This is a genomic window from Falsiroseomonas sp. (assembly GCF_051860665.1).
Classification (GTDB): domain Bacteria; phylum Pseudomonadota; class Alphaproteobacteria; order Acetobacterales; family Acetobacteraceae; genus Falsiroseomonas.
The window spans coordinates 116,594-140,156 of sequence record NZ_JBHYDM010000004.1 but is presented as its reverse complement, the minus strand read 5'-3'; the positions used below and the strand labels follow the sequence as shown (position 1 = coordinate 140,156).

Annotated in this window: 23 protein-coding genes, 1 other RNA gene and 1 riboswitch; of the genes, 12 read left to right on the top strand and 12 right to left on the bottom strand. The window is 72.1% G+C overall.

All coding sequences use genetic code 11. The features are described 5' to 3' along the window. Positions 1-114: 114 nt before the first annotated feature. The 3 genes from ACTIF1_RS05775 to ACTIF1_RS05765 are packed head-to-tail and all read right to left on the bottom strand — an operon-like array spanning position 115 to position 3,349. Positions 115-1,986: an extracellular solute-binding protein gene (locus ACTIF1_RS05775; protein WP_439595432.1), complete on the bottom strand. Its 1,872-nt coding sequence runs from the start codon at positions 1,984-1,986 to the stop codon at positions 115-117. Positions 1,987-2,036: 50 nt separating this feature from the next. Then, positions 2,037-2,819, bottom strand: a complete 783-nt coding sequence (hisN, locus tag ACTIF1_RS05770) for a histidinol-phosphatase (RefSeq protein ID WP_439595613.1) — start codon at positions 2,817-2,819, stop codon at positions 2,037-2,039. After that, on the bottom strand, positions 2,816-3,349 hold the full coding sequence (locus tag ACTIF1_RS05765; RefSeq protein WP_439595431.1) for a c-type cytochrome: 534 nt from the start codon (positions 3,347-3,349) through the stop codon (positions 2,816-2,818). Before ACTIF1_RS05765 ends, hisN begins: the two co-directional genes overlap by 4 nt. A 191-nt stretch (positions 3,350-3,540) precedes the next feature. On the opposite strand from ACTIF1_RS05765, the gene ACTIF1_RS05760 reads away from it, so the two are divergent. After that, the gene (locus tag ACTIF1_RS05760; RefSeq protein WP_439595430.1) at positions 3,541-4,419 is read left to right on the top strand and encodes a prephenate dehydratase; all 879 of its coding nucleotides are present in this window, start codon (positions 3,541-3,543) and stop codon (positions 4,417-4,419) included. A gap of 28 nt (positions 4,420-4,447) precedes the next feature. Here ACTIF1_RS05760 and ACTIF1_RS05755 read toward each other — a convergent pair whose 3' ends face one another. The 3 genes from ACTIF1_RS05755 to nudC all read right to left on the bottom strand — a co-directional run bounded on the left by ACTIF1_RS05755 (position 4,448) and on the right by nudC (position 7,167). Then, a complete protein-coding gene (locus ACTIF1_RS05755) occupies positions 4,448-5,860 on the bottom strand; it encodes a hypothetical protein (RefSeq protein ID WP_439595429.1) in 1,413 nt (470 codons plus the stop codon). A gap of 78 nt (positions 5,861-5,938) precedes the next feature. Beyond that, positions 5,939-6,241 carry a phosphoribosylamine--glycine ligase gene (locus tag ACTIF1_RS05750; RefSeq protein WP_439595428.1) on the bottom strand — a complete coding sequence of 101 codons (303 nt, stop codon included), beginning with the start codon at positions 6,239-6,241 and terminating at the stop codon, positions 5,939-5,941. Continuing rightward, the gene (gene nudC / locus ACTIF1_RS05745; RefSeq protein ID WP_439595612.1) at positions 6,238-7,167 is read right to left on the bottom strand and encodes an NAD(+) diphosphatase; all 930 of its coding nucleotides are present in this window, start codon (positions 7,165-7,167) and stop codon (positions 6,238-6,240) included. Before nudC ends, ACTIF1_RS05750 begins: the two co-directional genes overlap by 4 nt. Before the next feature lie 154 nt (positions 7,168-7,321). On the opposite strand from nudC, the gene ffs reads away from it, so the two are divergent. From ffs to ACTIF1_RS05720, 5 genes are all read left to right on the top strand, one after another. Beyond that, positions 7,322-7,420: signal recognition particle sRNA small type (gene ffs, locus ACTIF1_RS05740), an RNA gene on the top strand. A gap of 49 nt (positions 7,421-7,469) precedes the next feature. Then, positions 7,470-9,374, top strand: coding sequence for a DNA polymerase III subunit gamma/tau (locus ACTIF1_RS05735; RefSeq protein ID WP_439595427.1), 1,905 nt, complete (start codon positions 7,470-7,472; stop codon positions 9,372-9,374). A 6-nt stretch (positions 9,375-9,380) separates the two neighbouring features. Beyond that, on the top strand, positions 9,381-9,722 hold the full coding sequence (locus ACTIF1_RS05730) for a YbaB/EbfC family nucleoid-associated protein (protein ID WP_439595426.1): 342 nt from the start codon (positions 9,381-9,383) through the stop codon (positions 9,720-9,722). Positions 9,723-9,880: 158 nt separating this feature from the next. After that, positions 9,881-10,477 (top strand): recombination mediator RecR, encoded by a 597-nt coding sequence (gene recR / locus ACTIF1_RS05725; RefSeq protein ID WP_439595425.1) that lies wholly within the window; start codon positions 9,881-9,883, stop codon positions 10,475-10,477. A gap of 222 nt (positions 10,478-10,699) precedes the next feature. Further along, complete coding sequence (locus tag ACTIF1_RS05720; RefSeq protein ID WP_439595424.1) at positions 10,700-11,230, top strand: calcium-binding protein; 531 nt, start codon at positions 10,700-10,702, stop codon at positions 11,228-11,230. Positions 11,231-11,248: 18 nt separating this feature from the next. Here the strand turns inward: ACTIF1_RS05720 and ACTIF1_RS05715 are convergent, their stop codons facing one another. Continuing rightward, a complete protein-coding gene (locus ACTIF1_RS05715; RefSeq protein ID WP_439595423.1) occupies positions 11,249-12,169 on the bottom strand; it encodes a YihY/virulence factor BrkB family protein in 921 nt (306 codons plus the stop codon). A gap of 136 nt (positions 12,170-12,305) precedes the next feature. Between ACTIF1_RS05715 and ACTIF1_RS05710 the strand changes: the two genes are divergently transcribed. From ACTIF1_RS05710 to ACTIF1_RS05685, 6 genes are all read left to right on the top strand, one after another. After that, a complete protein-coding gene (locus ACTIF1_RS05710; protein WP_439595422.1) occupies positions 12,306-12,719 on the top strand; it encodes a DUF3830 family protein in 414 nt (137 codons plus the stop codon). 16 nt (positions 12,720-12,735) lie between these two features. Then, positions 12,736-13,068 (top strand): FKBP-type peptidyl-prolyl cis-trans isomerase, encoded by a 333-nt coding sequence (locus ACTIF1_RS05705; protein WP_246602231.1) that lies wholly within the window; start codon positions 12,736-12,738, stop codon positions 13,066-13,068. Positions 13,069-13,130: 62 nt separating this feature from the next. Beyond that, positions 13,131-13,240, top strand: a riboswitch (SAM-I-IV-variant riboswitch). Positions 13,241-13,271: 31 nt separating this feature from the next. Then, positions 13,272-13,568 carry a hypothetical protein gene (locus ACTIF1_RS05700; RefSeq protein ID WP_439595421.1) on the top strand — a complete coding sequence of 99 codons (297 nt, stop codon included), beginning with the start codon at positions 13,272-13,274 and terminating at the stop codon, positions 13,566-13,568. A gap of 51 nt (positions 13,569-13,619) precedes the next feature. Next, positions 13,620-14,582 carry a Bug family tripartite tricarboxylate transporter substrate binding protein gene (locus ACTIF1_RS05695; RefSeq protein WP_439595420.1) on the top strand — a complete coding sequence of 321 codons (963 nt, stop codon included), beginning with the start codon at positions 13,620-13,622 and terminating at the stop codon, positions 14,580-14,582. Beyond that, positions 14,579-15,763: a 3-hydroxybenzoate 6-monooxygenase gene (locus tag ACTIF1_RS05690; protein WP_439595419.1), complete on the top strand. Its 1,185-nt coding sequence runs from the start codon at positions 14,579-14,581 to the stop codon at positions 15,761-15,763. The genes ACTIF1_RS05695 and ACTIF1_RS05690 overlap by 4 nt, the downstream gene beginning before the upstream one ends. Further along, positions 15,760-16,482, top strand: coding sequence for a class II aldolase/adducin family protein (locus tag ACTIF1_RS05685; RefSeq protein WP_439595418.1), 723 nt, complete (start codon positions 15,760-15,762; stop codon positions 16,480-16,482). The genes ACTIF1_RS05690 and ACTIF1_RS05685 overlap by 4 nt, the downstream gene beginning before the upstream one ends. Before the next feature lie 3 nt (positions 16,483-16,485). Here ACTIF1_RS05685 and ACTIF1_RS05680 read toward each other — a convergent pair whose 3' ends face one another. From ACTIF1_RS05680 to ppsR, 5 genes are read right to left on the bottom strand one after another with little or no spacing between them, the layout of a single operon-like run. Further along, positions 16,486-18,393 (bottom strand): putative bifunctional diguanylate cyclase/phosphodiesterase, encoded by a 1,908-nt coding sequence (locus ACTIF1_RS05680; protein ID WP_439595417.1) that lies wholly within the window; start codon positions 18,391-18,393, stop codon positions 16,486-16,488. Next, positions 18,390-19,280, bottom strand: a complete 891-nt coding sequence (locus tag ACTIF1_RS05675) for a substrate-binding domain-containing protein (protein WP_439595416.1) — start codon at positions 19,278-19,280, stop codon at positions 18,390-18,392. Before ACTIF1_RS05675 ends, ACTIF1_RS05680 begins: the two co-directional genes overlap by 4 nt. Positions 19,281-19,334: 54 nt before the next feature. Beyond that, entirely contained in the window at positions 19,335-19,913 is a 579-nt protein-coding gene (locus tag ACTIF1_RS05670; RefSeq protein ID WP_439595415.1) for a biliverdin-producing heme oxygenase, read from the bottom strand. Positions 19,914-19,917: 4 nt separating this feature from the next. After that, positions 19,918-22,125, bottom strand: coding sequence for a GAF domain-containing protein (locus ACTIF1_RS05665; RefSeq protein ID WP_439595414.1), 2,208 nt, complete (start codon positions 22,123-22,125; stop codon positions 19,918-19,920). Beyond that, positions 22,122-23,477: a transcriptional regulator PpsR gene (gene ppsR, locus ACTIF1_RS05660; RefSeq protein ID WP_439595413.1), complete on the bottom strand. Its 1,356-nt coding sequence runs from the start codon at positions 23,475-23,477 to the stop codon at positions 22,122-22,124. The genes ACTIF1_RS05665 and ppsR overlap by 4 nt, the downstream gene beginning before the upstream one ends. Between the last annotated feature and the right edge of the window lie 86 nt (positions 23,478-23,563).

Sequence of the window (23,563 nt, the reverse complement as noted above, 5' to 3'; positions counted from 1 at the left end):
TCTCCCTTCCCGCTCAAGGACTCGTGGTCCAGGAGGCCCCTGCCTCCTGGTGGGGGGTGCAGGAGGGCAAAGCCCCCCTGCGGACCACAGGCGCAACACCACCCCCCTGGCCACCTACAGCGTCCGCCGTGCGTCGGTCAGGGCGCGGTCCTTGTTGGGGTCGATCCACCAGCTGTCGAGGCCGAGGTTGTAGCGGGGGTTGCGCTCGGGGCGGCCGAATTTGTCCCAGAAGGCGATGCGGAAGGTACGGCTGTGCCAGTTGGGGATCATGAAGTTGTTCCACAGCAGCACGCGGTCCAGTGCGCGGGTGCGGGCGATGAGCTGGTCGCGATCGGGGGCGTTGACCACGAGTTCGACGAGTTCGTCGATGACGGGGTCGCTGATGCCGGCGACGTTCTGGCTGCCGTTTTCGCGGGCCTTGGCGGAGGAGAAGAAGTCGCGCTGTTCGTTGCCGGGCGAGAGGGACTGGCCGATGACGTCGACGGTCATGTCGTAGTCGAAGGCGTCGATGCGGGCCTGGTACTGGGAGGGGTCGACGGTGCGCACGCGGACGGTCATGCCGACGCGTTCCAGGGACTGGACGTAGGGCAGGGCGATGCGTTCGAAGGTGGCGCCCTGCAGCAGGATCTCGAATTCGAAGGGTTGGCCCTGGGGCCCGACCAGGCGGCGGTTCTGCACGCGCCAGCCGGCTTCCTGGAGAAGGCGCAGCGCGGTGCGCAGGCCCTCGCGGTTGTTGCCGGAGCCGTCGGTGACGGGAAGCTTGTATTCGGTGGTGAAGACCTCGGCCGGGATGCGCCCGCGGAAGGGTTCCAGCACGGCGAGCTCGGCGCCTGTGGGCAGGCCGGAGGAGGCGAGCTCGGAGTTGGAGAAGTAGGACTGCGTGCGGGTGTAGCTGCCGAAGAAGAGGTTGGCGTTCATCCATTCGAAGTCGAAGAGCTCGATCAGCGCGCGGCGCACGCGGGCGTCCTGGAACAGCGGGCGGCGCAGGTTCATGGCGAAGGCCTGCATGCCGGTGGGCAGTTCGTGGCGCAGCTCGTCCTTCTTCGCCAGGCCCCGGCGCATGGCGGGGAAGTCGTAGCCGGTGGCCCAGTCGCGCGCACTGTTTTCGGTCCGGAAGTCGATCTGCCCGGCCTTGAAGGCTTCCAGGGCGACGGTGGTGTCCCGGAAATACTCGTAGCGCTGCACGTCGAAGTTCTGCGTGCCCTTCTGGCTGGGAATGTCGCGCGCCCACCAGTCCGGCACGCGGCGATAGACCAGGCTGCGGCCGGCCTCGAAGCGTTCCAGGCGATAGGGGCCGGACCCCAGCGGCGGCTCCAGCAGCGGCCGGGTGAAGTCGCGGCCTTCCCACCAATGCGCGGGCAGCACGGGCATCTGGCCGAGGATCAGGGCCAGCTCGCGATTCTCGTTGCTGCGGAAGCGGAAGGTGACGCGGCGTTCGGACTCGGCCACGGCCTCCGTCACGTCGCCCCAGTAGGAGCGGTAGAAGGGCCGGCCGTGGGTGCGGAGTGCGTTGAAGGTGAAGACCACGTCGGCGGCGGTGACGGGCTTGCCGTCGTGCCAGCGGGCGGCGGGGTTCAGCTCGAAGCTCACCGAGAGGCGGTCGGCGGGCAGGTCGATCCATTGCGCGAGATAGGGGTATTCGCTGCTCGCCTCGTCGGCGCTTTCCTTCAGCAGCGTGTCGTAGAGCAGGCTGAGCCCGACGGCCGGTGTGCCGCGCAGGACGAACTGGTTGAAGCTGTCGAAGGACCCCAGTGCCGTCAGCGCGATCTCGCCACCCTTCGGGGCTTCGGGGTTCACCCAGGGAAAGTGCGTGAAATCGGCGGGCAGGGCGGGCTGGCCGAGCAGCGACAGGGCATGGGTGCGGATCGCCTGGCCCGCTTCGGCGGTGCCGCCGGCGGGGGTTGCGGCATGCAGGGCGCCCGGCGCCAGGCCGAGGGCGGCGGTGAGGGACAGAAGATCGCGCCGGCGTAGGGGATGGATCTGCATGGCGTTAGTCTGGGGGTTCACCCGCCGCGCCGCAACGGGCGGCGGCCGGCTCAGCCGGCCAGAAGCGCCGAAACCTCGGGCAGCATCGCCGGGTCGCCGAGGGCGAGGACGCTGCCATCGCCATCCAGGCGCAGCGGCCGGCCAGCCCAGTCCGTGCAGCTTCCGCCGGCGCCTTCCACCACCGGGACCAGCGCGGCCCAGTCCCAGGGCTTCATGGTGGCATCCACCACCGCATCCACCAGGCCGAGCGCCAGCAGGCCATAGGCGTAGCAGTCGCCACCCCAGGTGGTGCGGCGGGCCGCGGCCTTCAGCGCGGCGAAGCGCGGCGCGGTCTCCGCGTCGAACATGTCGGGGGAGGTGCAGGAGAGTTCGGCCTCGGCCAGGGTCGCGCAGGGCCGGCAGCGCGGCGTGCCGCCGAAGCGGGAGAGGAAGCGGGTCGGCTGGCCGGAAAGGCCGATCCAGCGTTCGCCGGTCACGGGCTGGTCGATCAGGCCGAGGACCGGGGTGCCGCGGTGCAGCAGGCCGATCAGCGTGCCGAACAGCGGGCGGCCGGTGACGAAGGCGCGGGTGCCGTCGATCGGGTCCAGCACCCAGACCCATTCGGCGTCCGGGTTGGTCTCGCCGTATTCCTCGCCGATCACGCCGTGATCGGGGTGGCGCTCGGCCAGCAGGGCGCGGATGGCCCGTTCCGCCGCCCGGTCGGCTTCGGTGACCGGGCTGGCATCGCCTTTGGCTTCCACCAGCAGGGCGGAGCGGAACAGGGGGCGGATCGCCTCGCCCGCCGCCCCGGCGGCGGCTTCCGCCGTCGCCAGGAAATCAGCCGGGCCGGTCAGGGCAGCGGCGCCGGCTCGGCGGCCAGGCTGCGCAGGAAGACGATCACGTCCGCGCGCTGGTTGATGCTGGACATGCCGGCATAGGCCATGCGGGTGCCGGGGATGGCGGCGGCAGGGCGCGTCAGGAAGGCGTTCAGCGCCTCATAATCCCAGGGCTTGTCGTGCAGGGCGCGCATGGCGGCGGAGTAGTTGAAGCCCTCCACATGCGCATGCGGCCCGTTCACCACGCCCCAGAGATTGGGGCCGACGCCATTCGGCCCGCCCTGGACGAAGTTGTGGCAGGAGGCGCAGGCGCGCTGGGCGATCTGGCGGCCATTGTCGGCGCTGGCGGCGGCCAGCAGCGGGCCGATCGGCTGCACCTCGGCCGGCGCGGCGGCGGGCGCCGCCGCGGCGGGCGGGGCGGCCGGGGCCAGCGCGCTGGTCTCCAGCTTCCGCGGATGCACGATGGCGCCACCGATCACGCCGGAGACCATGAACACCACGCCGGCGGTGAGCACCGCGGCGAAGACCTTGTTGACTTCCAGACTCATCCTGGAGTGCACCCTTCCGAAGCGCCGCTGAGGGCTGCCAGAACCCGGCCACCGCACGGCCAGCATGAAACACAGGCCGGGCCGGCGGGCTTGCGCCGGTCCCGGCCTGCCGTAAAACCTGCCGGACAATATAGGTGCCGGCGGTTAACGACAACCCGTACGGGCACCACGCGCAGGACCTTCAGCACCCCATGCCCCCAGCCACTGCCAAGCCCGCCCATTCCGGTGTGATCGCCTTCCAGGGCCTGCCGGGCGCCTATTCCGACCTGGCCTGCCGCCAGGCCTATCCCGGCTGGACCACCCTGCCCTGCGCCTCCTTCGAGGCGGCGATCGCCGCGGTGCGGGAAGGCCGCGCCGGGCTTGCCATGCTGCCCTGCGAGAATTCGCTGGCCGGGCGCGTGCCGGATATCCACCGCCTGCTGCCCGATAGCGGCCTGCATGTGGTGGGCGAGCATTTCGAGCGCGTGGAGCACTGCCTTCTTGCCCCCCGCGGTGCTTCGATCGCCACGCTGAAGCGCGCGCACAGCCATCCGGTGGCGCTCGGCCAGATCCTGAACCTGCTGCGCGACCTGAAGCTTCAGCCGGTGATCGAGGCCGATACCGCCGGCGCCGCCAGCCTGATCGCGGAGCGCGGCGGGGTGGAGGATGCGGCGATTGCCAGCGAACTGGCCGCCGAGATCTACGGCCTGGAGATCCTGCGGAAGAACGTGGAGGACGCGGCGCACAACACCACGCGCTTCTATGTCTGCCGCGCCACACCCCTGGAAGGCCCCTTCGAAGCCGGGGACTGGGTCACCACCTTCGTCTTCCGCGTCCGCAACATCCCGGCCGCGCTCTACAAGGCGCTGGGCGGCTTCGCGACCAATGGCGTGAACATGACCAAGCTCGAGAGCTACATGGTGGGCGGCGCCTTCACCGCGACGCAATTCCTGGCCGATGTCGACGGCCGGCCGGACGAGCCGGGGCTGGCGCGGGCGCTGGAGGAGCTGTCCTTCTTCTCCGCCGACCTGCGCGTCCTCGGCACCTATCGCGCGCATCCGCTGCGGCTGGCGCAGCGCGAGGGGAACTGAGGCTCAGCGCGGCTCCGCCGCAGAAGGACTACCGCGGCTCCGCCGCGAGGGTCAGCACCAGGTCCGGCTGCGCGCCCAGCACGGCCTCCGGCCGGGCGATGTGCAGCGCCTCGCTGATCACGCATTCGGCCACCAGCCAGCGCAGCCACCAGCCGAGCCGCGCCGGATGCGCGCTGCCGCCGAGGTCGGGCTCGGCCAGCAGCACCACGCGCCAGGGCAGCGGCGCGCCGGCGGCGGACCAGGCCTCCAGGCCCGGCAGCACCTCCCCCACCGGCCTTGGCGGCGGCTGGTCGGCGAAGATCGCGGCGGTCAGCGCCGGCTCCGTCTCCCCCACCGCGACGCCGAGGAAGGACAGGCCGGCGACATCGCCCGGCTCCGCCGGAATCTCGCGCCGGGGCAGCGTGGCGAGATCGGCCCGGGCGACCAGGGCCGCCGCGCGGGCCAGGCCGGCGGCCGCTTCGGGCCGGCGCAGCTGCAGCACGGCCAGCAGGGTGGTGAGCACGGCCAGCCCCCCCTCCACCGTCAGCCCATGGCCATTGTGCCGCCAGAGCACGCCGGGATTGGGCAGGCGCGCGAAGGCGTGGCGCAGCGGCACCCAGTCCTGCGCCAGCAGCGGTCGCGCCGCCGCCAGCTCCTCCAGCGGGGCGAGGCCGTTGGCCGGGCCGCCGCCCAGGACGGAGCCCCGCGCCGGGACCAGCAGATGCAGCACCGGCACCCGCGCCGCCGCCGCCTGCCGGGCAAGGTCCTGCAGCGTGCCGAGGGGGAAGGGCAGTTCGGGCGGCGCGGCCGGCGGGGTGCCTTCGGGAAGCGGCGCGGGCTGCGGCGCCGCCTCGGCCGGCCGCGGGGTCCAGCCCGGCGCCACGGCGGGGGGTTTCGGGGGAGCGGCCGGAACGGGCGCGGCGACCTCAACTGGCGGCGGCGGCGGGACCGTTGCGGGCGCCGGCGCAGGCATGGGCGCCGGTGCCGGCGCAGGCATGGGCGCCGGTGCCGGCGGTGGCGGCACAGGCAGGGATGCGGCCGCCAGGGCGATATCGGCCGCGGTATCGGGCGCCATGCTGGCCGCGGGACCGTCCGGAAAATCGGTCGTGGGCCCCCAGCCCGCCATCGCCTCCAGCTGCTCGCGCATGCGCCGCGTCATCGCCAGCGTGGTCGCCGCCTGGCGGCCGGGCAGCACCGCGCGCACCCGCAGCCGGCCCTCCAGGAAATCGGCCGGCGTCAGCGGCATGGGCGCACGCAGCCGGAAGCCGGGATTGCCGTCCTCCCGCGCCACATCCGCTACGCCCTCCGCCAGCACCTCCAGCCCGCGCATCAGCCGGATCAGGGGACGCACCGTCCGGTCCTGCGGATCCGCCGCCCAGCCGACCACCACCTGCCCGTCCCGCAGCGCATCGAGGAAGCCGAGCAGGCCGCGCGGCGGGGCAGGTGTGACAGCCTCGGACACCGCCACCCCCCCCTTAGCGCGCGATGCCCGGGAAGGTCCCCGGGGCGCGGATGGCAGGGCGGGCGCTGCGCGGCATGGTCAGAAGGTCGGCCGGCGCAGCGGCTCGACCCCGCCGCCCCGCACCAGGCCGCGGCGACGCAGGCAATCCGTATAGGCCCGGCTCTCGGCCTCCTGCCGCGCCTGGCTGGCCAGCTCCTCGCTGTAGGGCAGGCCGATCACCACGCGGCGCGACTGGTCGGCCACCGCCGGCGCGCGCTGCGCCTCCGCCCGGCATTCGGCCTGCGCCGGAGAGGTCACGCTGGCGGTAGGCTCGGGCGAGCCGCGCCCGCCGCAGCCGGCCAGCAGCAGGATCCCGGCCAGGCCCGAAAGATAGGGTTTCATGCGTCCTGCTCCAGCCAATCCTCGATCAGCCGCCGGGCGATCGAATCCACGCGCGGCAGGGAAAAGCCATGCGCCGCCGGGTCGCGCAACTGGTCCCGGGTGAACCAGCGCGCGTCCTTCAGCTCCTCCGGGTCGATGCGGATCTCGTCCGACAGGCCCTCGGCATGGAAGCCCAGCATGATGCTGGCCGGGAAGGGCCAGGGCTGGGAGGAGTGGTAGAGCACCTCTCCCACCGCGATGGAGGCTTCCTCCATCACCTCGCGCCGCACCGCCTCCTCCAGGCTCTCGCCCGGCTCCACGAAGCCGGCGAGGGTGGAATACATCGCCACATTCGGGAAACGGTGCGAATGGCCGAGGAGGCAGCGCCCCTCCCGCACCACCAGCATGATGACGGCCGGGTCGGTGCGCGGGAAATGCTGGGCGTTGCAGTTCGTGCACTGCATGGCATTGCCGGCGCTGCGCGGCGCGCATTCATGGCCGCAGACGCCGCAGAAGCGGTGCCGGGTGCGCCAATGCATCAGGCCGCGGGCATGGGCCAGCACCGAGGCCTCCCCCGCCGGCAGCAGCCCGGCCACCTGGCGCAGGTCGGTGAAGCCGCCCATCCCCTCCGGCAGCAGCGGCAGCGGGTCCTCGGCGGCGGAGCAATCCACGGCGAAGACCGGGCGCTGCTCCCACATCCCGAGGAAGGCCCAGGGGCCGCCGGCCATGCGCACCGCTTCCGCCGCGGCGCCGGTCAGCAGCACGGCCTCCGGGTGGCCGTCCTCGACCCCCTTCATCAGGCTGCGGCTGCGCCAGACCGGCGCGAAGAGCGTCTCGGGATCGGCGAGCGCCTGGGCGATCCAGTCGGCATCGTCCCGGCGGCTGCCCGCGCGGTCGATCGGGCTGCCTGTATAGGCATTGGGGCGGCTGGCGGGGACGGAGAGCATCGCGGCGGACCCTGCCACGCGGGCGTGATGGGGGCAACCGAGGGTGAAAAGACCGGGGAGAAGGTATTCTCCCCGGACCCCTCATCCATTTTTGGGGATGGGCGCGGCGCCGGGGGGCATTGCTCCGGAGGGCCGCAGGGCCGATATTGGGGGTGGAAGGTCGGCGACGGACGTGCCCCTCGCCAACCCGGTCAGGTCCGGAAGGAAGCAGCCGTAACGAGTTCTCGCGCGGGTCGCCCGCCGATCTTCCACCTTTCCCGCGGCCCTGGCATCCGGGCCCCCGATCCCCGGACAGCGCCCCGATGACCAGCGACATTTTTGGCGACCCCGTCGAGGATCTTCCTGAGCCCCCGCAGGATGGGCCCGGGCTGTTCGGCGATCCGGCGCCGGCCGCCGCCCCGCCGCCTGCCCCCGCCGCACCGGCACCCGCCCCGGCCTTGGCCGGCACGCCCTACCGCGTCCTCGCCCGCAAATACCGCCCGGCCACCTTCGCCGACCTGATCGGCCAGGAAGCGCTGGTCCGTACCCTGAAGAACGCCTTCGCCCAGGGGCGGGTGCACCACGCCTTCATGCTCACCGGCGTCCGCGGCGTCGGCAAGACCACCACCGCCCGCATCATCGCCCGCGCGCTGAACTGCATCGGCGTGGACGGCAAGGGTGGGCCGACGCCGGAGCCCTGCGGCGTCTGCTCCGAATGCCGCGCCATCCTGGCCGACCGGCACCCGGACGTGCAGGAGCTGGACGCCGCCAGCAACAACGGCATCGACGATGTGCGCGAACTGCGGGAGCGCCTGCGCTTCCGCCCCGCCCAGGGCCGCTTCAAGGTCATCATCCTGGACGAGGTCCACATGATGTCCAACGCCGCCTTCAACGCGCTGCTGAAGACGCTGGAGGAACCGCCGCCGGACGTGAAGTTCATGCTGGCGACGACCGAGCTGCGGAAGGTGCCCACCACCATCCTCTCCCGCTGCCAGACCTTTCGGCTGGCCCGGGTGCCGCAGGAGACGCTGCGCGGCCACTTCGCCCGGATCTGCGACCTGGAAGCGGTGCCTGCCGAGGCCGAGGCGCTGGCCATGGTGGCGCGCGCGGCGGATGGCTCCGTGCGCGATGGCCTGTCCATCCTCGACCAGGCGATGGCGCTGGCGGGGGGCGAGACCGTCACCGCCGGGCTGGTGACCGAGATGCTGGGTCTCGCCGATCGCGGTCTGGCGCTGGACCTGATGGAGGCGCTGATGGCGGGCGAGACCGCCGCGGCGCTGGCGCTGTCCGAAGGCGCGTATGCGCGCGGCACCGACCCGGCCGTGGTGCTCTCGGACCTGATGGAGCTGGTCCACCTGCTGTCGCGCATGAAGACCGTGCCGACGCTGAAGGACGACCCCTCCCTGCCCGAGGCGGAGCGCGCCCGCGGCGGGGCGCTGGCCGAGAAACTGCCCATCCCCGTCCTGGCGCGGGCCTGGCAGATGCTGCTGAAGGGCCTGACCGAGGTCGCGCAGGACGGCGTGAACCGCCGCGCCGCCGCCGAGATGGTGCTGATCCGCCTGGCCCATGTCGCGGACCTGCCCACCCCCGGCGACCTGGTGCGCCGCCTGACCGAGGCCGGCCCCGCCAGCGCCGCGCCCGGCCCCGCGCCGGCTGGCGGCGGCGGCGGGCTGCGGGCGATCGCGGGCGGTGGCGGCGCGGCGCTGGCCATGGCCGCACCCGCCCCTGCTGCCGTCACCGCCGCGGCGCCGGCGCCCATGCCGGCCAGCTTCCGGGAGATCGTGGCCCTCGCCTCCGGCCGCAAACCCAGCCTGCATGCGCATCTGCGGCTGAACGTGCACCCCGTGCGGATCAGCCCCGGCCGCATCGAGATCCGCCCGCGGCCGGAGGCGCCGCGCGACCTGGCGCAGCAGCTGACCGCCCTGATGCAGGAAGCCACCGGCAGCCGCTGGACCGTGACCCTGGTGAATGAGGGCGGCGAGCCGACTCTGGCCGAGCAGGGCAAGACCGCGGAAGCCGACCGCCTGGCGCTGGCCCATACCCACCCGCTGGTGCAGGCGGTGCTGGCCGCCTTCCCCGGCGCGAAGATCGAGGCGGTGCGCGATGCCTCCCTCGATGCCTATGGCCTGGCCCCCGCCATGGCGGCGGAAATGGCCGAGGGCCGCGACTTCGCCCCACCCGACGCCGAATCGGCCGGGCTGGATGATGACCTTTCACCGGAGGACTGAGACCCCATGAAGAATCTCGGCAATATGCTGAAGCAGGCGCAGCAGATGCAGACGCGCATGCAGGAGATGCAGGCGAAGCTGGAGCAGACGGAAGTGGAAGGCGGCGCCGGCGGCGGCATGGTGAAGGTGCTGCTCTCCGGCAAGGGCGACCTGCGCCGCGTTTCCATCGACCCCTCCCTGATGGTGGCCGATGACCGGGAGGTGCTGGAGGACCTGCTGGTCGCCGCCCATGCCGATGCCAAGCAGAAGGTGGAGGCGACCATGGCGGAGGAGATGCAGAAGGCCACCGCCGGCATGAATATCCCGGGCGGGCTGGGCGGCCTCGGCGGGCTGAAACTCCCCTTCTGAGTTCCCCACCACGTTGCTGCGCAACGCGGCGGGGGCCCCGGAATGGGTGCTGATCCTGCGGGGTTCGTCGTCCTACCGTGGCAAAGCCACGGCAGGTTCCGGACGGCCGCGAAGCGGCAGGGTCGTCCCGGTCCTGCGCTGTTGGAATGGGTCTGAGGATGTCTGACCGCGACCCGATCGAGCATCTGATCTCGCTGCTCTCGCGCATCCCCGGCCTCGGCCGGCGCAGCGCGCGGCGGGCGGCCTTGCGGATGCTGATGCGGCCGCAGGAGGCGATGCTGCCGCTGGCCTCGGCCTTGCAGGCCGCCGCCGCCGCGGTGCGGCCCTGCGAGAGCTGCGGCAATCTCGATTCCCAGTCGCCTTGCGGCATCTGCCGCGACCCGCGGCGCGACCGGCACCTGGTCTGCGTGGTGGAAGGCGTGGCGGAGCTCTGGGCGCTGGAGCGCGCCCATGCGCATCAGGGCCTGTACCATGTGCTGGGCGGCACCCTCTCGCCACTCGCCGGCATCGGGCCGGAGGATCTCTCCATCGCCCCCCTGCTGGCCCGCGTGGCGGCGGAGGGGGTGGAGGAGGTGATCCTCGCCCTGCCCGCCACGGTGGATGGCGCCGCCACGGCGCATTACGTGACCGACCGGCTGAAGCCCGCCGGCGTGACCGTCACCCGCCTCGCCCAGGGCGTGCCCATGGGCGGCGCGCTGGATGTGCTGGACGAGGGCACGCTGGCCGCGGCGCTGCGGTCCCGCCGGCCGGCCTAGAGCACGATCCGTCCAGTTGGACGGATCTCGTGCTCTAGAAGTCTTTGTTTCTAAAGCACGAAATCCGAAAACACTGATTCAGTGTTATCGGATAGTGCTTTAGCAGGGCTTGCCGGCCCAAGGCAGCGCCTTTCGCTGCGATAGAACTTTCGCGGTTCCTTTTTCGCTCATGAACTGCTTCCCTTCCGCCGCGGCCGGTGGAGCGGCCGGAAGGGCCGTGGCATGAGCGAGCAGACAAAACCCATACTTCTGGACGAGACGGCGCTTGAGGCCGTTTCCGGTGGCATATCGAGCTTTCTGGGAACCGAGAAGGCCGATACCCTGGAGGGAACGGCGGGGATGGACGCCATCATTGGCCTCTGGGGCAATGACCTGGCTGTGGCCGGGGCGGGCCGGGACTTCATCGACGCGGGCCCCGGCAACGACACCGTGGTGGGCGGCGCGGACGCCGACAACATCACGGCCGGTGACGGGAACGACCGGATCCTCTGGGCCCCTGGCGAAGGCAATGACACCATCCAGGGCGGCAACGGTGCCGACACCCTGGTGATCGAAGGCCAGCCGCTCCAGTTCACGGTGGATGCGCTGATCTATTCGATTCGTGCCACCGGAGGCACGCCGACGATCGAGGGCAACCGGATCAACGTCCAGGGCATGAGCGGCCAGGTCATCGTCGGATGGGAAATGATTTCCTTCAGCGGCCTCGAATGGATCGAGGTCAGCCACCTGACAACCGGCTATGCGGGGCGATAGGCTCCGCCCGCCTCGCCCCTATCGCTGCGCCACCGGGACCTCGTCCCGCCCATCCCCGATGGAAGGCGGCGGCGTCACCACCCCGCCGACCGGCGCCTTGCGCCGGCTGCCGATGCGCCCGGTCCAGGCGCGGGTGAATTCGGCGCCCAGCAGGAAGACCTGCGCCGAATAATAGACCCAGAGCAGCACCACGATCAGCGCCCCCGCCGCGCCATAGCGCGCCGCCACGCCGCTGCCGCCCAGGTACCAGCCGATCAGCACCCGCCCGATGGTAAACAGGAAGGCGGTGACCAGCGCGCCCACCGCCACATCCCGCCAGCGCAGCCGCCGGTCCGGCAGCACCTTGTAGATGGCGGCGAAGAGCAGCGCGGTCAGCAGGAAGGACACGCTGAAATGCAGCGCCCGCAGCACCGGGGCGAATTCGGGAAAGGCCGCATCCGCCCATTGCCCCAGCGCCGCCAGCAGCGCGCTGGCGACCAGCGAGACCAGCAGCAGGAACCCCGTCGCGCCCACCAGCCCCATGCTCAGCAGCCGGGCCCGCAGAAGGTAGGAGACGGTCATGGAGGGCTCGTCCGTCTTCCAGATCGCGTTCAGCGCGCTCTGCAGTTCGGCGAAGACGCCGCTCGCGGTGATCAGCAGCACCACCAGGCCGACCAGGGCCGGCACGCCCGTGCCCTCGATGCCGCCGGCGTCCCGCACCATGGATTGCACGGCCGCCGCCCCCTGCTGGCCGACCAGGGCCACCAGCTGGTCATCCACCGCGCCGCGCACCATCGCCTCGCCGAAGAAGACGCTGGCGATGCCCACCGCCACCACCAGCAGCGGCACCAAGGAGAACATGGTGTAGCAGGCGATCGCGGCACCGCGCGTCATCGCCTCGTCGGCGATATAGCCGCGGATCGTATCGGCCAGAAGGGCCCGGGTCCTCGCCAGCATCATGGGCGTCTCCTGTCGCTCAGCGGGCAGAACGGTCGGCACCCGCCACGGTTGCGCCGGGACCGCGGCGTCTTGGCAAAGCCCGGCCGCTCGCGTAGGCGGGGCCGCCAGTGGCGCTGACAGCACGGAGGCAGCAGACGTGACGGATATCGAGATCGAGATTGCCGGAGAGGTCTTCCCGGCCCGCTTCGAAGGCCAGGACGCGCCCAAGACCGTCGCCCGCTTCCGCGAGCTGCTGCCCTTCAGCGACCGCATCATCCATGTCCGCTGGTCCGGCGAGGCCTGCTGGATCCCGATGGGGGAGCGTGACCTGGGCATCGGCCCCGAGAATGCCACCAGCCACCCGGCCCCGGGCCATGTCATCGTCTATCCGGGCGGGGTGAGCGAGACCGAGATCCTGATCGCCTACGGCCCCTGCTGCTTCTCCTCCAAGGCCGGGCAGCTGGCGGGCAACCACTTCCTGACCATCACCAGCGGGCTGGACCGGCTGGCGAAGATCGGGCGCTCCGTCCTGTGGGACGGGGCCAAGAACATCACCTTCCGGAAGGGCTGAGATCATGGGCGTTGCAATGGTTGACCACACCGTGGGCGAGGGCGCGCTTGCCGTCTCCGGCAAGCCGGTCGCGGTGCACTACACGGGCTGGCTCTTCGACCCGAAGGCCGCCGACAACAAGGGGAAGAAGTTCGACAGCTCCCGCGACCGCGGCGATGCCTTCCGCTTCCAGCTGGGCGTCGGCCAGGTGATCGCGGGCTGGGACCGCGGCGTGCAGGGCATGAAGGTGGGCGGGCACCGCACGCTGACCATCCCGCCGGAATTCGGCTATGGCGCGCGCGGCGCCGGCGGCGTGATCCCGCCGAATGCCACGCTGGTGTTTGACGTGGAGCTGCTGGAGGTCGGCTGACCTGCGCGGGGGGCGAGGGGTGGAAACCCCTTGCCCGCGGCCGCCCTGGCTTGCTAATTCCACCCCTGCATCAAGAGTTGGGCCGACGCCCAACGCCAACCTGCCCTCCCGGGCAAGGTGGCGCCTCCTTCACCGGGGGGATGCGGCCGTTCCGGCAATTATTCGGGAAGCGCCGCCGTCGGTCCGTGGGTTTGGAGGACGGCATGCTGGATCACACGGGCGCGGGCCCGGATTTCTCCCTGTTCCTGGGGCCGGATGACACGGCCGAATTCGTCGGCGCCTGCCATTGGCGCGACCGTGCCGGGCGCTGTCGGCCCGCGCTGCTCTATGTGCTGCTGCACCGGCGCGGCGCGGAGGTCTGGACCCATGCCTGCCGCCTGCCGCCGGACCGACGCGCCGGCCACCTGACCCTGCACCTGGAACGCGCCTTGCCCGGTGACCGCCGCGCGGAGCTCGCCGCCTGGCTGCGCGCGGCGGCGGAGGCGATGCGGGGCGATTGACAGCGCCCGCCAGCGCGCGATCCTTCCGCCACAGGGCAGGAAACAACCGCAATGAAACGCAGGAATCTGCTGGCCGCCGCCGTCGCGGCCGGGGTCGTCCCCGTGGCCAGGGCCCAGGGCCGCCCCGTGCGCCTGGTGGTGCCAGCGCCACCCGGCGGCGCCATCGATGTCATCGGCCGCCTCTACGCGGCCCGGCTCCCGGCGCGCGGCGGGGCTGGCTGGGTGGTGGAGAACCGGGCGGGCGGCAACAATACCATCGGTGCGGCGGAGGTCGCGCGCAGCGCGCCGGATGGCGCGACCTTCCTGGTGAATGCCGATATCCACCTGATGGGCCGGCGCGTCGTCCCCGGCCTGACCTACGACCCCATCGCCGATTTCACCCCCATCGCCCGCCTGGCCACGGCGCCGCTGGTCATCGTCGGCCACCCCGAGGCCAGCCGCGCCACCACCCTGGCCGAGCTGGCGGAGCGGATGCGCGCCGCGCCGCGGGACTATACGCTTTCCACCTCTGGCGCCGGCTCCATGGCGCATCTGGCGGCGGAGGGGCTGAAGCGCCGCGTCGGCGCGGCCGATGCGGTGGTCGCCCATTACCGGGGTACCGCGCCCGCGATCAACGACGTGGTGGCCGGCAATGTGGCCTTGATGGTGGCGCCCCTGCTCTCCGCCCAGCCGCTGGTCCAGGCCGGACGGCTGCGCGCCTTCGCCGTGGTCTCCCCCAGCCGCAGCGCCGCCATGCCGGAGGTGCCGAGCGTGGAGGAAGCCGGGCTGCCCGGCCTGCACTTTCTCCTGTGGTATGCCCTCTGGGCGCCGCGCGGATATTCGCCGGACGCGGCGGCGACGCTGGCGCAGCAGCTGAATGCGATCGGGCGGGAGGCGGAGATCGCGCAGCGCCTGGTGGCAATGGGGGCGGAGGCCTTCACCGGCGATACGCCCGAAACCTTCGCCGCCTTCATCGCGGCCGAGGACGCCAAGAATGCGCAGATCGCCGAGGCCGCCGGAATCAGGCCCGAATGACGGAACCCATCCTGGTCGCCGGCGGCGGCATCGGCGGGCTGGCCACCGCGCTCGCCTTGTCGCGCCAGGGTTTCGCGGTGACGGTGCTGGAGAAGGCGGCGGCGATGGGGGAGGTCGGCGCCGGCATCCAGCTCGGCCCCAATGCCTTCCACGTCTTCGACGAACTCGGCCTGGGCGAGACCGCCCGCGCCATGGCCATCCATGTGGACCGGCTGCGGCTCATGGATGCGCTGACGGCGGAGGAGATCTGCCACATCGACCTCGGCGCGGCTTTTCGGGCGCGTTTCGGCGCGCCCTATGCCGTGATCCACCGCGGCGACCTGCACGCCGTCTTTCTGGCAGGCTGCCGCGCCGGCGATGCCATCAGCCTTCGCACCTCGGCGGAGGTGGTGGGGTATGAGCAGGAGTCCTCCGGCGTCGTCGCGCTGCTGGCGGATGGGACCAGACTGCGGGGGCGGGCGCTGATCGGCGCGGATGGGCTCTGGTCCAAGGTGCGGCGGCAATTGGTGGGGGATGGCGCGCCGCGCGTCTCCGGCCACACCACCTATCGCAGCGTGATCCCGACGGAACAGATGCCGGAGTCGCTGCGCTGGAACGCGGCGACGCTCTGGGCCGGGCCGAAGTGCCATATCGTGCACTACCCCTTGCAGGGCTGGGCCTCCTTCAACCTGGTCGTCACCTATCACAACGACGCGCCGGAGCCGGTGGCCGGCAAGCCGGTCGCGGCCGAGGAGGTCTTTGCCGGCTTCGCGCATGTGCACCCGCTGGCACAATCCATCATTCGCCAGGGCCGCGACTGGAAGCTCTGGGTGCTGTGCGACCGCGACCCGGTGGCGAAATGGGTGGAGGGGCGCGTCGCCCTGCTGGGCGATGCCGCGCATCCCACGCTGCAATACCTGGCCCAGGGCGCCTGCATGGCGATGGAGGATGCGGTCTGCCTCGCGCGGATGCTGCGCGCGCATGATGGCGATGTGGCGCCGGCGCTGGCCGCCTATCGCGATGCGCGGCTGCTGCGCACGGCGCGGGTGCAATTGCAGTCCCGCGCCGTGGGCGACCATGTCTACCACCCCGCCGGCCCGCATGCGGCGCTGCGCAACAGCATCATGGCCGCGAAGACGCAGGCCGAATGGCAGGACACGCTCGCCTGGCTCTATGGCGGGCCGCAGGAGGAAACGAGATGAGCGATGCCGTGGCCCATGCGATCCGGGAGCTGGTGCTGGCCAACCGCATCCTGGCGCGGGAGGATGTGATCGACGATTTCGGCCATGTCTCGCTGCGCCACCCGGAACGCGCGGACCGCTACTTCCTCTCGCGCAGCCGCAGCCCTGTGGCGGTGACGGCGGATGACATCATGGAATTCGAGCTGGACGGCACGCCCGTCGCGCAGAATGGCCGGCGCATGTATTCCGAACGGGCGCTGCATTCGGCCATCTTCATGGCGCGGCCGGACGTGGTCTCCGTCATCCACCACCATGCGCGCAGCGTCATCCCCTTCACCGTGGTGCCCGGCCTGGCCCTGAAGCCGATCTTCCACATGGGCAGCGTGATGGGGGCGGAGGTGCCGCTCTGGGACAGCCAGCCGGAATTCGGCGACACCAATATGCTGATCGACGACCTGCCGCGCGGCCATTCCCTGGCGCGCGCGCTGGGTGCGCATCGCAGCGTCATGCTGCGCGGCCATGGCGCCTGCAATGTCGGCGCCAGCCTGCGCGCCGCCGTCTTCACCGCCGTCTACATGAAGCACAATGCGGAGATGGTGCTGGCCAGCATCCCGCATGGCACGCCGGCTTACCTGACGTCCGGCGAGGTGGAGAAGACCGCCGCCATGCTGCTGTCCGACATGCCGCTGGCGCGCGCCTGGGATTATTGGATCACCCGCGCCGGCTATGGCGGGGTGTGAGGCTCAGGCCGCGGCCTCGCGCGGCGCGCCGATCAGCGCGGCCAGGTCCTGTTCCGGCACCGCGCGGCCATAGAGGAAGCCCTGCGCCTCCGTGCAGCCTTCGGCCTTCAGCAGCGCCGCCTGCTCCACATTCTCCACGCCCTCCGCATTGCAGCGCAGGCCGAGCGCCTGGGTGATGCCGATGACGGCGCGGATGATGGCGACCGATTGCGCATCCTCCCCCAGCCGGGAGACGAAGCTGCGGTCGATCTTGATCTTGTCGAAGCGGAATTTCTGCAGGTAGCCGAGCGAGGAATAGCCGGTGCCGAAATCATCCATGGCGACGGAAACGCCCATCTGCCGCAGGGCCCGCAGCGTGGCCAGGGTGCGTTCGGTATCGGTCAGCAGCACGCCCTCGGTGATCTCGATCTCCAGCCGCTGCGGATCCAGCCCGGTGCTGTCCAGCGCATGGCGGACGGCGCGCAGGAAGTCGCTGCTCTGGAACTGGTCGGCCGAGATATTCACCGCCATGCGCTGGCCCGGCCAGCGCGTCGCCGTGGCGCAGGCCTCCAGCAGCACCCACTCGCCGATGCGGTTCAGCAGGCCGATCTCCTCGGCCAGTCCGATGAAGCGGTCGGGCATCACCTGGCCGCGCCGCGGATGGTCCCAGCGCAGCAGCGCCTCCAGCCCTACCACCTGCTTCGTCTCCAGATGCACCTGCGGCTGGTAGTGCAGGCGCAGCTGCCCGACCGCCAGCGCCTCCCGCAGGTCGCGCTCCAGCTCGCGGCGTTCCTGCAGCGCGCGGTTCATCTCGGCGGCGAAGAAGCGGAAGCCGTTCCGTCCCTCGGCCTTGGCGCTGTAGAGTGCGGTATCGGCATCCTTCAGGATCTGCTCGGCGCGCACCTCCGGCCCGTCGGGTGCCACCGGCCCGGTCAGGGCCACGCCGATGCTGACGCCGATCCGCACCTGCTGGCCATCCAGGTCGAAGGGCAGCGCCAGCCGCTCCACCAGCCGCGCCGCCAGCGCCTCGGCCGAACGCGGCTGCTGGGCATTCACCTGGATGATGGCGAATTCGTCGCCGCCGAGGCGGGCCAGCGTGTCGCTGTCGCGCAGCGTCGCCGTCACGGCCTGCGCCACCTGGCGCAGCAGCGCATCGCCGGCCGCATGGCCCAGCGTGTCGTTCACCTCCTTGAACCGGTCGAGATCGAGCGCCAGGATGGCGAAGCCACCGCCGTAGCGGGTGGTGTGCAGCCCGATCTGCGCCAGCCTGTCATGGAACAGCCGGCGGTTCGGCAGGCCGGTCAGCTGGTCATGCGTGGCGAGGTAGGTGGCCCGCCCCATGGCACGGCGCAGCAGCCGCAGCGGCAGCAGCCGCAGCGCCACATGGGCCGCTGACGCCAGCAGCGCCGCCAGCAGGCCGACCGCGGCGGTGCCCAGCAGCAGCGGGCGCAGCGACTTCTCGATCTCCACCTGCCCCACCGCCCGGCCGCTGTCGAAGACCGGCTCCCGGATGCCGAAGCGCGGCCAGGCCAGCGGCTGCGGCACCTCGGCCAGCACCTGGCCCTGATGGCTCAGCACACGCAGGCTGGCCGCGGGATCATGCCCGGCGGAGAGCAGGCCGCGCATCCGCACCTCCTGGAACATCCAGAGGTCGGGCCCGCGGGTGGCGAGCTGGGTGATGGTATAGGCGAGGACGCGGGCCTCCGCCCGCATCGCCGCGCGTTCCTCGCGCCACTGCGCCAGGCCATGCATGGCCGGCAGGGTCAGGGCCAGCAGCAAGGCGATCCCCGCGGCGAAGCCGCTGACCAGCCTTGCCAGCGCCGCCTCGCCGCCGAGGTCGCCCGCAGGCTCCCGCGTCGGATCCAGCGCCGGCTCCCGCTGGGGCTCCGCCGCCGCGGCCCCAGCCTCGGCCCCGGTCCCGGCCCCAGTCATGTCTCGCCTCCCAGTAACGGGGCGAAGCCGAAGGAGCGCAGCGCCTGCCCCGCCCGGGACGAACCGAGGAAGGCCACGAAGCGACGCGCCGCCGGCGGCGCATCGCTGCGGATCACGGCATGCAGGATACGGCTGAAGCGGTATTCGCCCTTCGCCATGGTCGGCAGGTCCGGCGGCGCCCCATCCAGCGCCAGCAGCCGCAGCCGGCGCTGCTCAGACAGGGTCTGGCCGAGGGTGGTCAGGCCGAGCGAGCCTGGCAGGCTTTCCAGCAGATCGGCATTCTCCTGGTCCGTGGAGGCCAGCGCGAGGCCGGAGCGCCCCTGGGCGCGCTGCATCGCCGCCGCCATCTCCGGCGAGGCGGCGCCCAGCATGATCCAGTCCGTCTCGCTGCGGTCGCGCAGCACCACCCGCACGGCGCCGCCGCCCGGCCAGACCGGCGCATCCGCGGCCAGCAAGGCGGCGGCGGAGGCAAGGCTGACCTCGCGGACCGGCGTGTCGTAGCGGGTTGCGAAGGCCAGCGGCGTGCGGCCGAAGGCATGGGCCTCGATCCCCTGCGCGACTTCCTCCGGCCGCAATTCCCGGGCGGAGAGGGCGATCTCGATCCGCCTGTTGCGGAGCGCGGCCAGGCCGCCGGACGTGCCCAGGCTGGGCAGGACGATGCTCTGCGTCAGATCCTCCGTCCCGGCATGCAGGTCCAGCATGATATTGGCGATCGCCAGCCCCATGCCGGTGCCGCCGACGCGCAGCGGCTCGGCCTGGGCGGCGCGGAGGAGACCGGGCAGGGCCAGCGTCCCCAGCAGCCCCTGCGCAAGGCGCCGTCGCGTCAGCCGGGGCGCGGCCGGATCCGGGCGGCGGGCTTCAGGGCGGCATGCGCGGCGGTGTTCCATCCACGCAGGATGGGACGGCAGTGCTGAACAGCCGTTAAACGCGGCCCTCGCGGATCAGGCGGGATGCGCGGCGAACCAGCTCTCGAAGCGGCCGAAGGTGGCCTCGGCGCCGGCGATCATGGCGGCCAGCCGCCCGGCTTCGGCGCCACAGGCCTCGATGGCGGTGCAGCATTCGCGCCACATGGCGCCGTGCCGCGCCCCATAGCCGCGCAGGAAGCTGCGCCCGGCCTCGCCCGGCAGCACCCCGTCCAGCGCGCGCGCCAGGTGCTGGCCGCCCAGCGTCGAGCCCTCCGTCACATAAAGGCAGCCCATGGCCCAGGCGGCGCTCTCCGCCGGCGGCAGGGGGGCGACCGCGGCCAGCGGCGGTGCGCCGAGCGCCACGAGATCCGCCACCAGCAGCGGCGACCGCCGGCGCTCCTCCACCGCGATGCCATAGGGGGCCAGGGAGGGTGCGGCGCGCAGCAGCGCCTCCACGCCGAGATGAAAGCCGAGCAGGCGGCGCAGCAGCAGCACGTATTCGGCCGTGCCGATGCGGCCCGCGGCGAGCCGGGCGAAGACCGGCACGCCGTGCAGCCGTTCATGCACGGCCCCCGTGGCCTGGCGCAGCGCGATCCGCGCGGCGTCCAGGGGCATGGCCTCAGCCCGCCCCTGGCGGGGAGGCGCCGGGGCCGCTGTGGCGGATCAGCGCCTCCAGCACCTCCGCCGTGCGGCTGACGGAAGCGCGGACGGATTCCAGCAGTTCCGGCATCCGCGCCACATCGACGCCATCGGCGATTTCCAGCGCCGCGAGCTGCGCATTCTCCACCACCGAGGCGAGGATGGCCTGGAAGGCGAGGTCCGCCTGGCTGTCCAGCCGCCCCGCCGGGCGGCGGCTGCCCGCCTCGATCCCGGCCTGGAAGCGCCGCCGCGCGGCATCGGCCGCCTTGCGCTCCGCCAGGTCGTTGAACAGGAAGACGAAGCCCAGCACGCGGTCGGGGGCGGAGAAGACGGGGTCGGCGCGCACCAGCACCGGCCGCCCGCCGCCCGGCCCGGCGCCCTGGCCATCGGCCAGCCGCACCTCGCCGCGCCAGGACCGGCGATTGTCCAGCACGTCCCGCAGCCGGCGGCCGACCTCGGTGGGGTCGGCGAAATAGGGCAGCAGGTGGTCGATGCGGCGCGGCGCGGCGCCGCGCAGGCCGGGCAGCAGCCGGTCGAAGGCCTCGTTGCGCAGGTCGATATTGCCGGCCGGGTCGCAGATCACCACCGGCTGGGCGGAAAGCCCCACCTGGCGCCGCACCTGGGCCAGCTGGTCCTCCGCGATCAGCATGCGGACGGAGCGGAACTGCAGCACCACGTCGGTGACCGTGTCGCCGATCAGCCGCGCCGTCGCCAGGTCCTTGGGCGACCAGGGCTCCGACCGCCCCTCCACCACCTGGTTCCACTTGGCGAAGGACCGGCGGGGGGAGAGGTCGCGCGGGTCGTCGCCCACCAGCACCGGCTTGTTCGGATCGCCGCCCCAGGTCACGGTCGAAACCTGTTCCGGGCGGAACCAGACCAGGTATTCGCCCGGCGCGGTGGAAATCGGCGCCGCCAGCACGCCGCTGGCCACCCGTGTCAGCCCGGCCAGGTGGGGCGCATCGGCGGCCAGCGAGGCGGTGGCGATGACGGATGCGCGCGGCTGGGCATCCAGCCACTTGCCGATTTCACGCAGCCCCGCCGTGCCCGGCACGTCGCCCGCGGTCTGGCTCTGCCCCTCGAACAGCAGGGCGGCGCCGCTGGCGCCGAGTGGCAGCAGCAGGGTCTGGGCATTGTCGAACAACGCGGTGCGCCAATCCCCATCGCGGGTGATCGCCTCGATCATCCGCTGCTCCAGCCGGCGCACGGCGAGTTCCGCCTGCGACTGGACGAAGGATTCCAGCGCGGCGATGCGAGTGCCCACGGCCTCCGCCAGCAATTCGGTGATGGCGCGCTGCACGAAGGGGGTGCGGCGCGGCGTCTGGTGATGGCAGGAGATCAAGCCCCAGAGCCGCCCGCCCACCAGGATGGAGGCCACCAGCGTGGCGCCCACCCCCATGTTCTTCAGGTACTGCACATGCATGGGCGAGGTGCTGCGCAGGATGCACAGCGACATGTCCAGGTCCTGCCCGGTCAGCGGCGAGAGCCGCGGCTCCAGCGGCACCGGCGCATAATGCACATCCGTCACCACCCGCACCCGGTTGCGGATATAGAGCCGCCGCGCGATGGCCGGGATGTCCGAGGCCGGGTAGCGGTTGCCCAGGTAGGGCTCCATCCCCGCGGCGTGTTCTTCCGCAAAGACCTCGCCATGGCCGTCATCGTCGAAGCGATACAGCATGACGCGGTCGTAGCCGGTCAGCCCGCGGAAGATGCGGCACACCTCCTCGCAGAGCGGCTTCACCGCATAGCTGCCGAGGATGCCCTGCAGCGCCGGCTCGATCCGCCGGGCCGCCTCCTCCTCCGCCGCCGCGCGCTCCAGCTCCAGGATCACGCCGCCGCCGATCGGGCGGTGCAGCTGCACATCCAGCGCGACGCCGCCGGCCGCCGCCGGCACGCGCACCGCGGCCGGCACCACATCCAGCGGATCGGCCAGCAGGGGGGCGATGGCGCGCGCGATATCGGGCGCGAAATCGGCCAGCCGCCGGCCCAGCGCCGGCCCGTCCAGGCCCAGGAAGGCGGCGGCATTGGCGCTGACCTGAAGCACCATCAGATCCGGCTCCCGCAGCGCCAGCAGGGCGCCGTGCGGCTGGATGGAGGCGGCGAGGTGGATCTGCTCCCGCTCGCAATTCGAAAGGTCGGCCGCCCCGAAGGCTGGGGATCCGGCGGCGCTGCCGGGCAGGTCGATGGTCACCGCGCGCGGTCCTCGTTGGCCTCGCGGTCTTCGCCGATCTCGTAACGCTCCAGCTTGGCATAGAGGCTCTGCCGGCTGAGGCCGAGCGCATCGGCCGCCGCCGTGCGGTTGCCATTGGCCAGGCGCAGCGCCTGTTCGATGCAGGCGCGTTCCACCAGCGCCGCGGTATTGCGCACCATGGTGGGCAGCGGCACGCGGCCCACGTCATTGGCCAGCATGCCGAGCGCCGTGCGCAGCGCCGCCGCCTCGCCGGAGGGCAGCACGCGACGGCCGATGTCGCGGATCATCAGGCCGATCATCCGCACCCCGTCGCGGGTCACGGCGCAGCCGGAGATCTCCACCTCGATCTCGGAGCCGAGATTGCCGGTGAGCTGGGTCGGGAAAAGCCGCACCTCGCCATGCTGGGCCATCGTCGCCAGCAGCACGCCGAGATCCATGCCCGGCTGGGCCAGCCAGCGGTCCAGCTTCTCCCCGATGATGGAGGCCTCGGTGCCGGCCTGGGCCAAGTCGAGGAAGGCGCGGTTGGCGCGGCGCACGGTCCCCTCGGCATCGATGGCGACGAAGCCATCGGGCATGTCCTCCAGCAGCGCATCGTTGCGGAGCGGCATGGCGCGCGGCTGGGTCGCGGGCACGGCCGGGGCGGCGGGGCTGAGCTGGATCAGGAAGACCGGGCCCGGCGTGCGCGCCATGAGGGAGGCGCGCAGCAGCCAGGGCGTCGCCTCCGCGCCCAGATGCACCATGATGCCGGGCGCGCGGCCCTGCTCGCGGGCGCGCATCAGCACGTCGCGCAGCGCGGCGCGGTCGCGCTGCGCCACCTCGTCGGCGAAATTCCAGCCCGGCGCCATGCCGAGCTCCCGGATCGCGGCCGGATTGGCCTCGACGATGCGCAGCGTGGAGGCGGCGATGACCAGCACGGCCTCGGAGGAGGCATCGAAGAGAAGGCGCGAGCGGGTCTCGATCTCGCGCAGCTTCCAGTAGTCCTGCTCCCGCGCCTGCTGCGCCGCCACCAGGCGGGACTGCAGCTCCGCCACCGCCTGCAGGTTCTTGCCGACGGCGATCAGCCCGGCCTGCCCGCCGAGGCGGACGGTGGTGTATTCGATCGGCAGCTCGAGGCCGGAGGGGAAGCGCTGGGTGACCTGGAGATAGGCGGAGACGCCGCTGGCGCGCGCATCCTCCACCATGCGGCGGACCTGCAGCCCGGCGATCTCCCCCACCGTCTCCATCCAGGGACGGCCAAGCCATTCCTGCACCCGCTCCGCCGGAATGGCGTCGGAGAGGCTGGCATCACGAATCACACCCTCCCAGTCGAGGCTCAGGGTGATATCGGGCTGGATCACGGCGACGCGGGTCATGCAGGTGTCCGACTGATCTGCCAGCCCGCCGCGGCGATTCGGAGCGGCTGGCCCGGGACCGATGCCACGAAAGGGCAGCGACAGGT

What these genes read in the sequence shown, in the direction of transcription:
- nudC (WP_439595612.1), bottom strand. Translation starts at nt 7,167, where the DNA reads ATGCTCTCCGTCCCCGCCAGCCGCCCCAATGCCTATACAGGCAGCCCG.
- ACTIF1_RS05760 (WP_439595430.1), top strand. Translation starts at nt 3,541, where the DNA reads ATGCCCCCAGCCACTGCCAAGCCCGCCCATTCCGGTGTGATCGCCTTC.
- ACTIF1_RS05735 (WP_439595427.1), top strand. Translation starts at nt 7,470, where the DNA reads ATGACCAGCGACATTTTTGGCGACCCCGTCGAGGATCTTCCTGAGCCC.
- ACTIF1_RS05695 (WP_439595420.1), top strand. Translation starts at nt 13,620, where the DNA reads ATGAAACGCAGGAATCTGCTGGCCGCCGCCGTCGCGGCCGGGGTCGTC.
- ACTIF1_RS05680 (WP_439595417.1), bottom strand. Translation starts at nt 18,393, where the DNA reads ATGACTGGGGCCGGGACCGGGGCCGAGGCTGGGGCCGCGGCGGCGGAG.
- ACTIF1_RS05715 (WP_439595423.1), bottom strand. Translation starts at nt 12,169, where the DNA reads ATGATGCTGGCGAGGACCCGGGCCCTTCTGGCCGATACGATCCGCGGC.
- ACTIF1_RS05685 (WP_439595418.1), top strand. Translation starts at nt 15,760, where the DNA reads ATGAGCGATGCCGTGGCCCATGCGATCCGGGAGCTGGTGCTGGCCAAC.
- ACTIF1_RS05690 (WP_439595419.1), top strand. Translation starts at nt 14,579, where the DNA reads ATGACGGAACCCATCCTGGTCGCCGGCGGCGGCATCGGCGGGCTGGCC.
- ACTIF1_RS05705 (WP_246602231.1), top strand. Translation starts at nt 12,736, where the DNA reads ATGGTTGACCACACCGTGGGCGAGGGCGCGCTTGCCGTCTCCGGCAAG.
- recR (WP_439595425.1), top strand. Translation starts at nt 9,881, where the DNA reads ATGTCTGACCGCGACCCGATCGAGCATCTGATCTCGCTGCTCTCGCGC.
- ACTIF1_RS05670 (WP_439595415.1), bottom strand. Translation starts at nt 19,913, where the DNA reads ATGCCCCTGGACGCCGCGCGGATCGCGCTGCGCCAGGCCACGGGGGCC.
- ACTIF1_RS05730 (WP_439595426.1), top strand. Translation starts at nt 9,381, where the DNA reads ATGAAGAATCTCGGCAATATGCTGAAGCAGGCGCAGCAGATGCAGACG.
- ACTIF1_RS05675 (WP_439595416.1), bottom strand. Translation starts at nt 19,280, where the DNA reads ATGGAACACCGCCGCGCATGCCGCCCTGAAGCCCGCCGCCCGGATCCG.
- ACTIF1_RS05720 (WP_439595424.1), top strand. Translation starts at nt 10,700, where the DNA reads ATGAGCGAGCAGACAAAACCCATACTTCTGGACGAGACGGCGCTTGAG.
- ACTIF1_RS05750 (WP_439595428.1), bottom strand. Translation starts at nt 6,241, where the DNA reads ATGAAACCCTATCTTTCGGGCCTGGCCGGGATCCTGCTGCTGGCCGGC.
- ppsR (WP_439595413.1), bottom strand. Translation starts at nt 23,477, where the DNA reads ATGACCCGCGTCGCCGTGATCCAGCCCGATATCACCCTGAGCCTCGAC.
- ACTIF1_RS05765 (WP_439595431.1), bottom strand. Translation starts at nt 3,349, where the DNA reads ATGAGTCTGGAAGTCAACAAGGTCTTCGCCGCGGTGCTCACCGCCGGC.
- ACTIF1_RS05775 (WP_439595432.1), bottom strand. Translation starts at nt 1,986, where the DNA reads ATGCAGATCCATCCCCTACGCCGGCGCGATCTTCTGTCCCTCACCGCC.
- ACTIF1_RS05700 (WP_439595421.1), top strand. Translation starts at nt 13,272, where the DNA reads ATGCTGGATCACACGGGCGCGGGCCCGGATTTCTCCCTGTTCCTGGGG.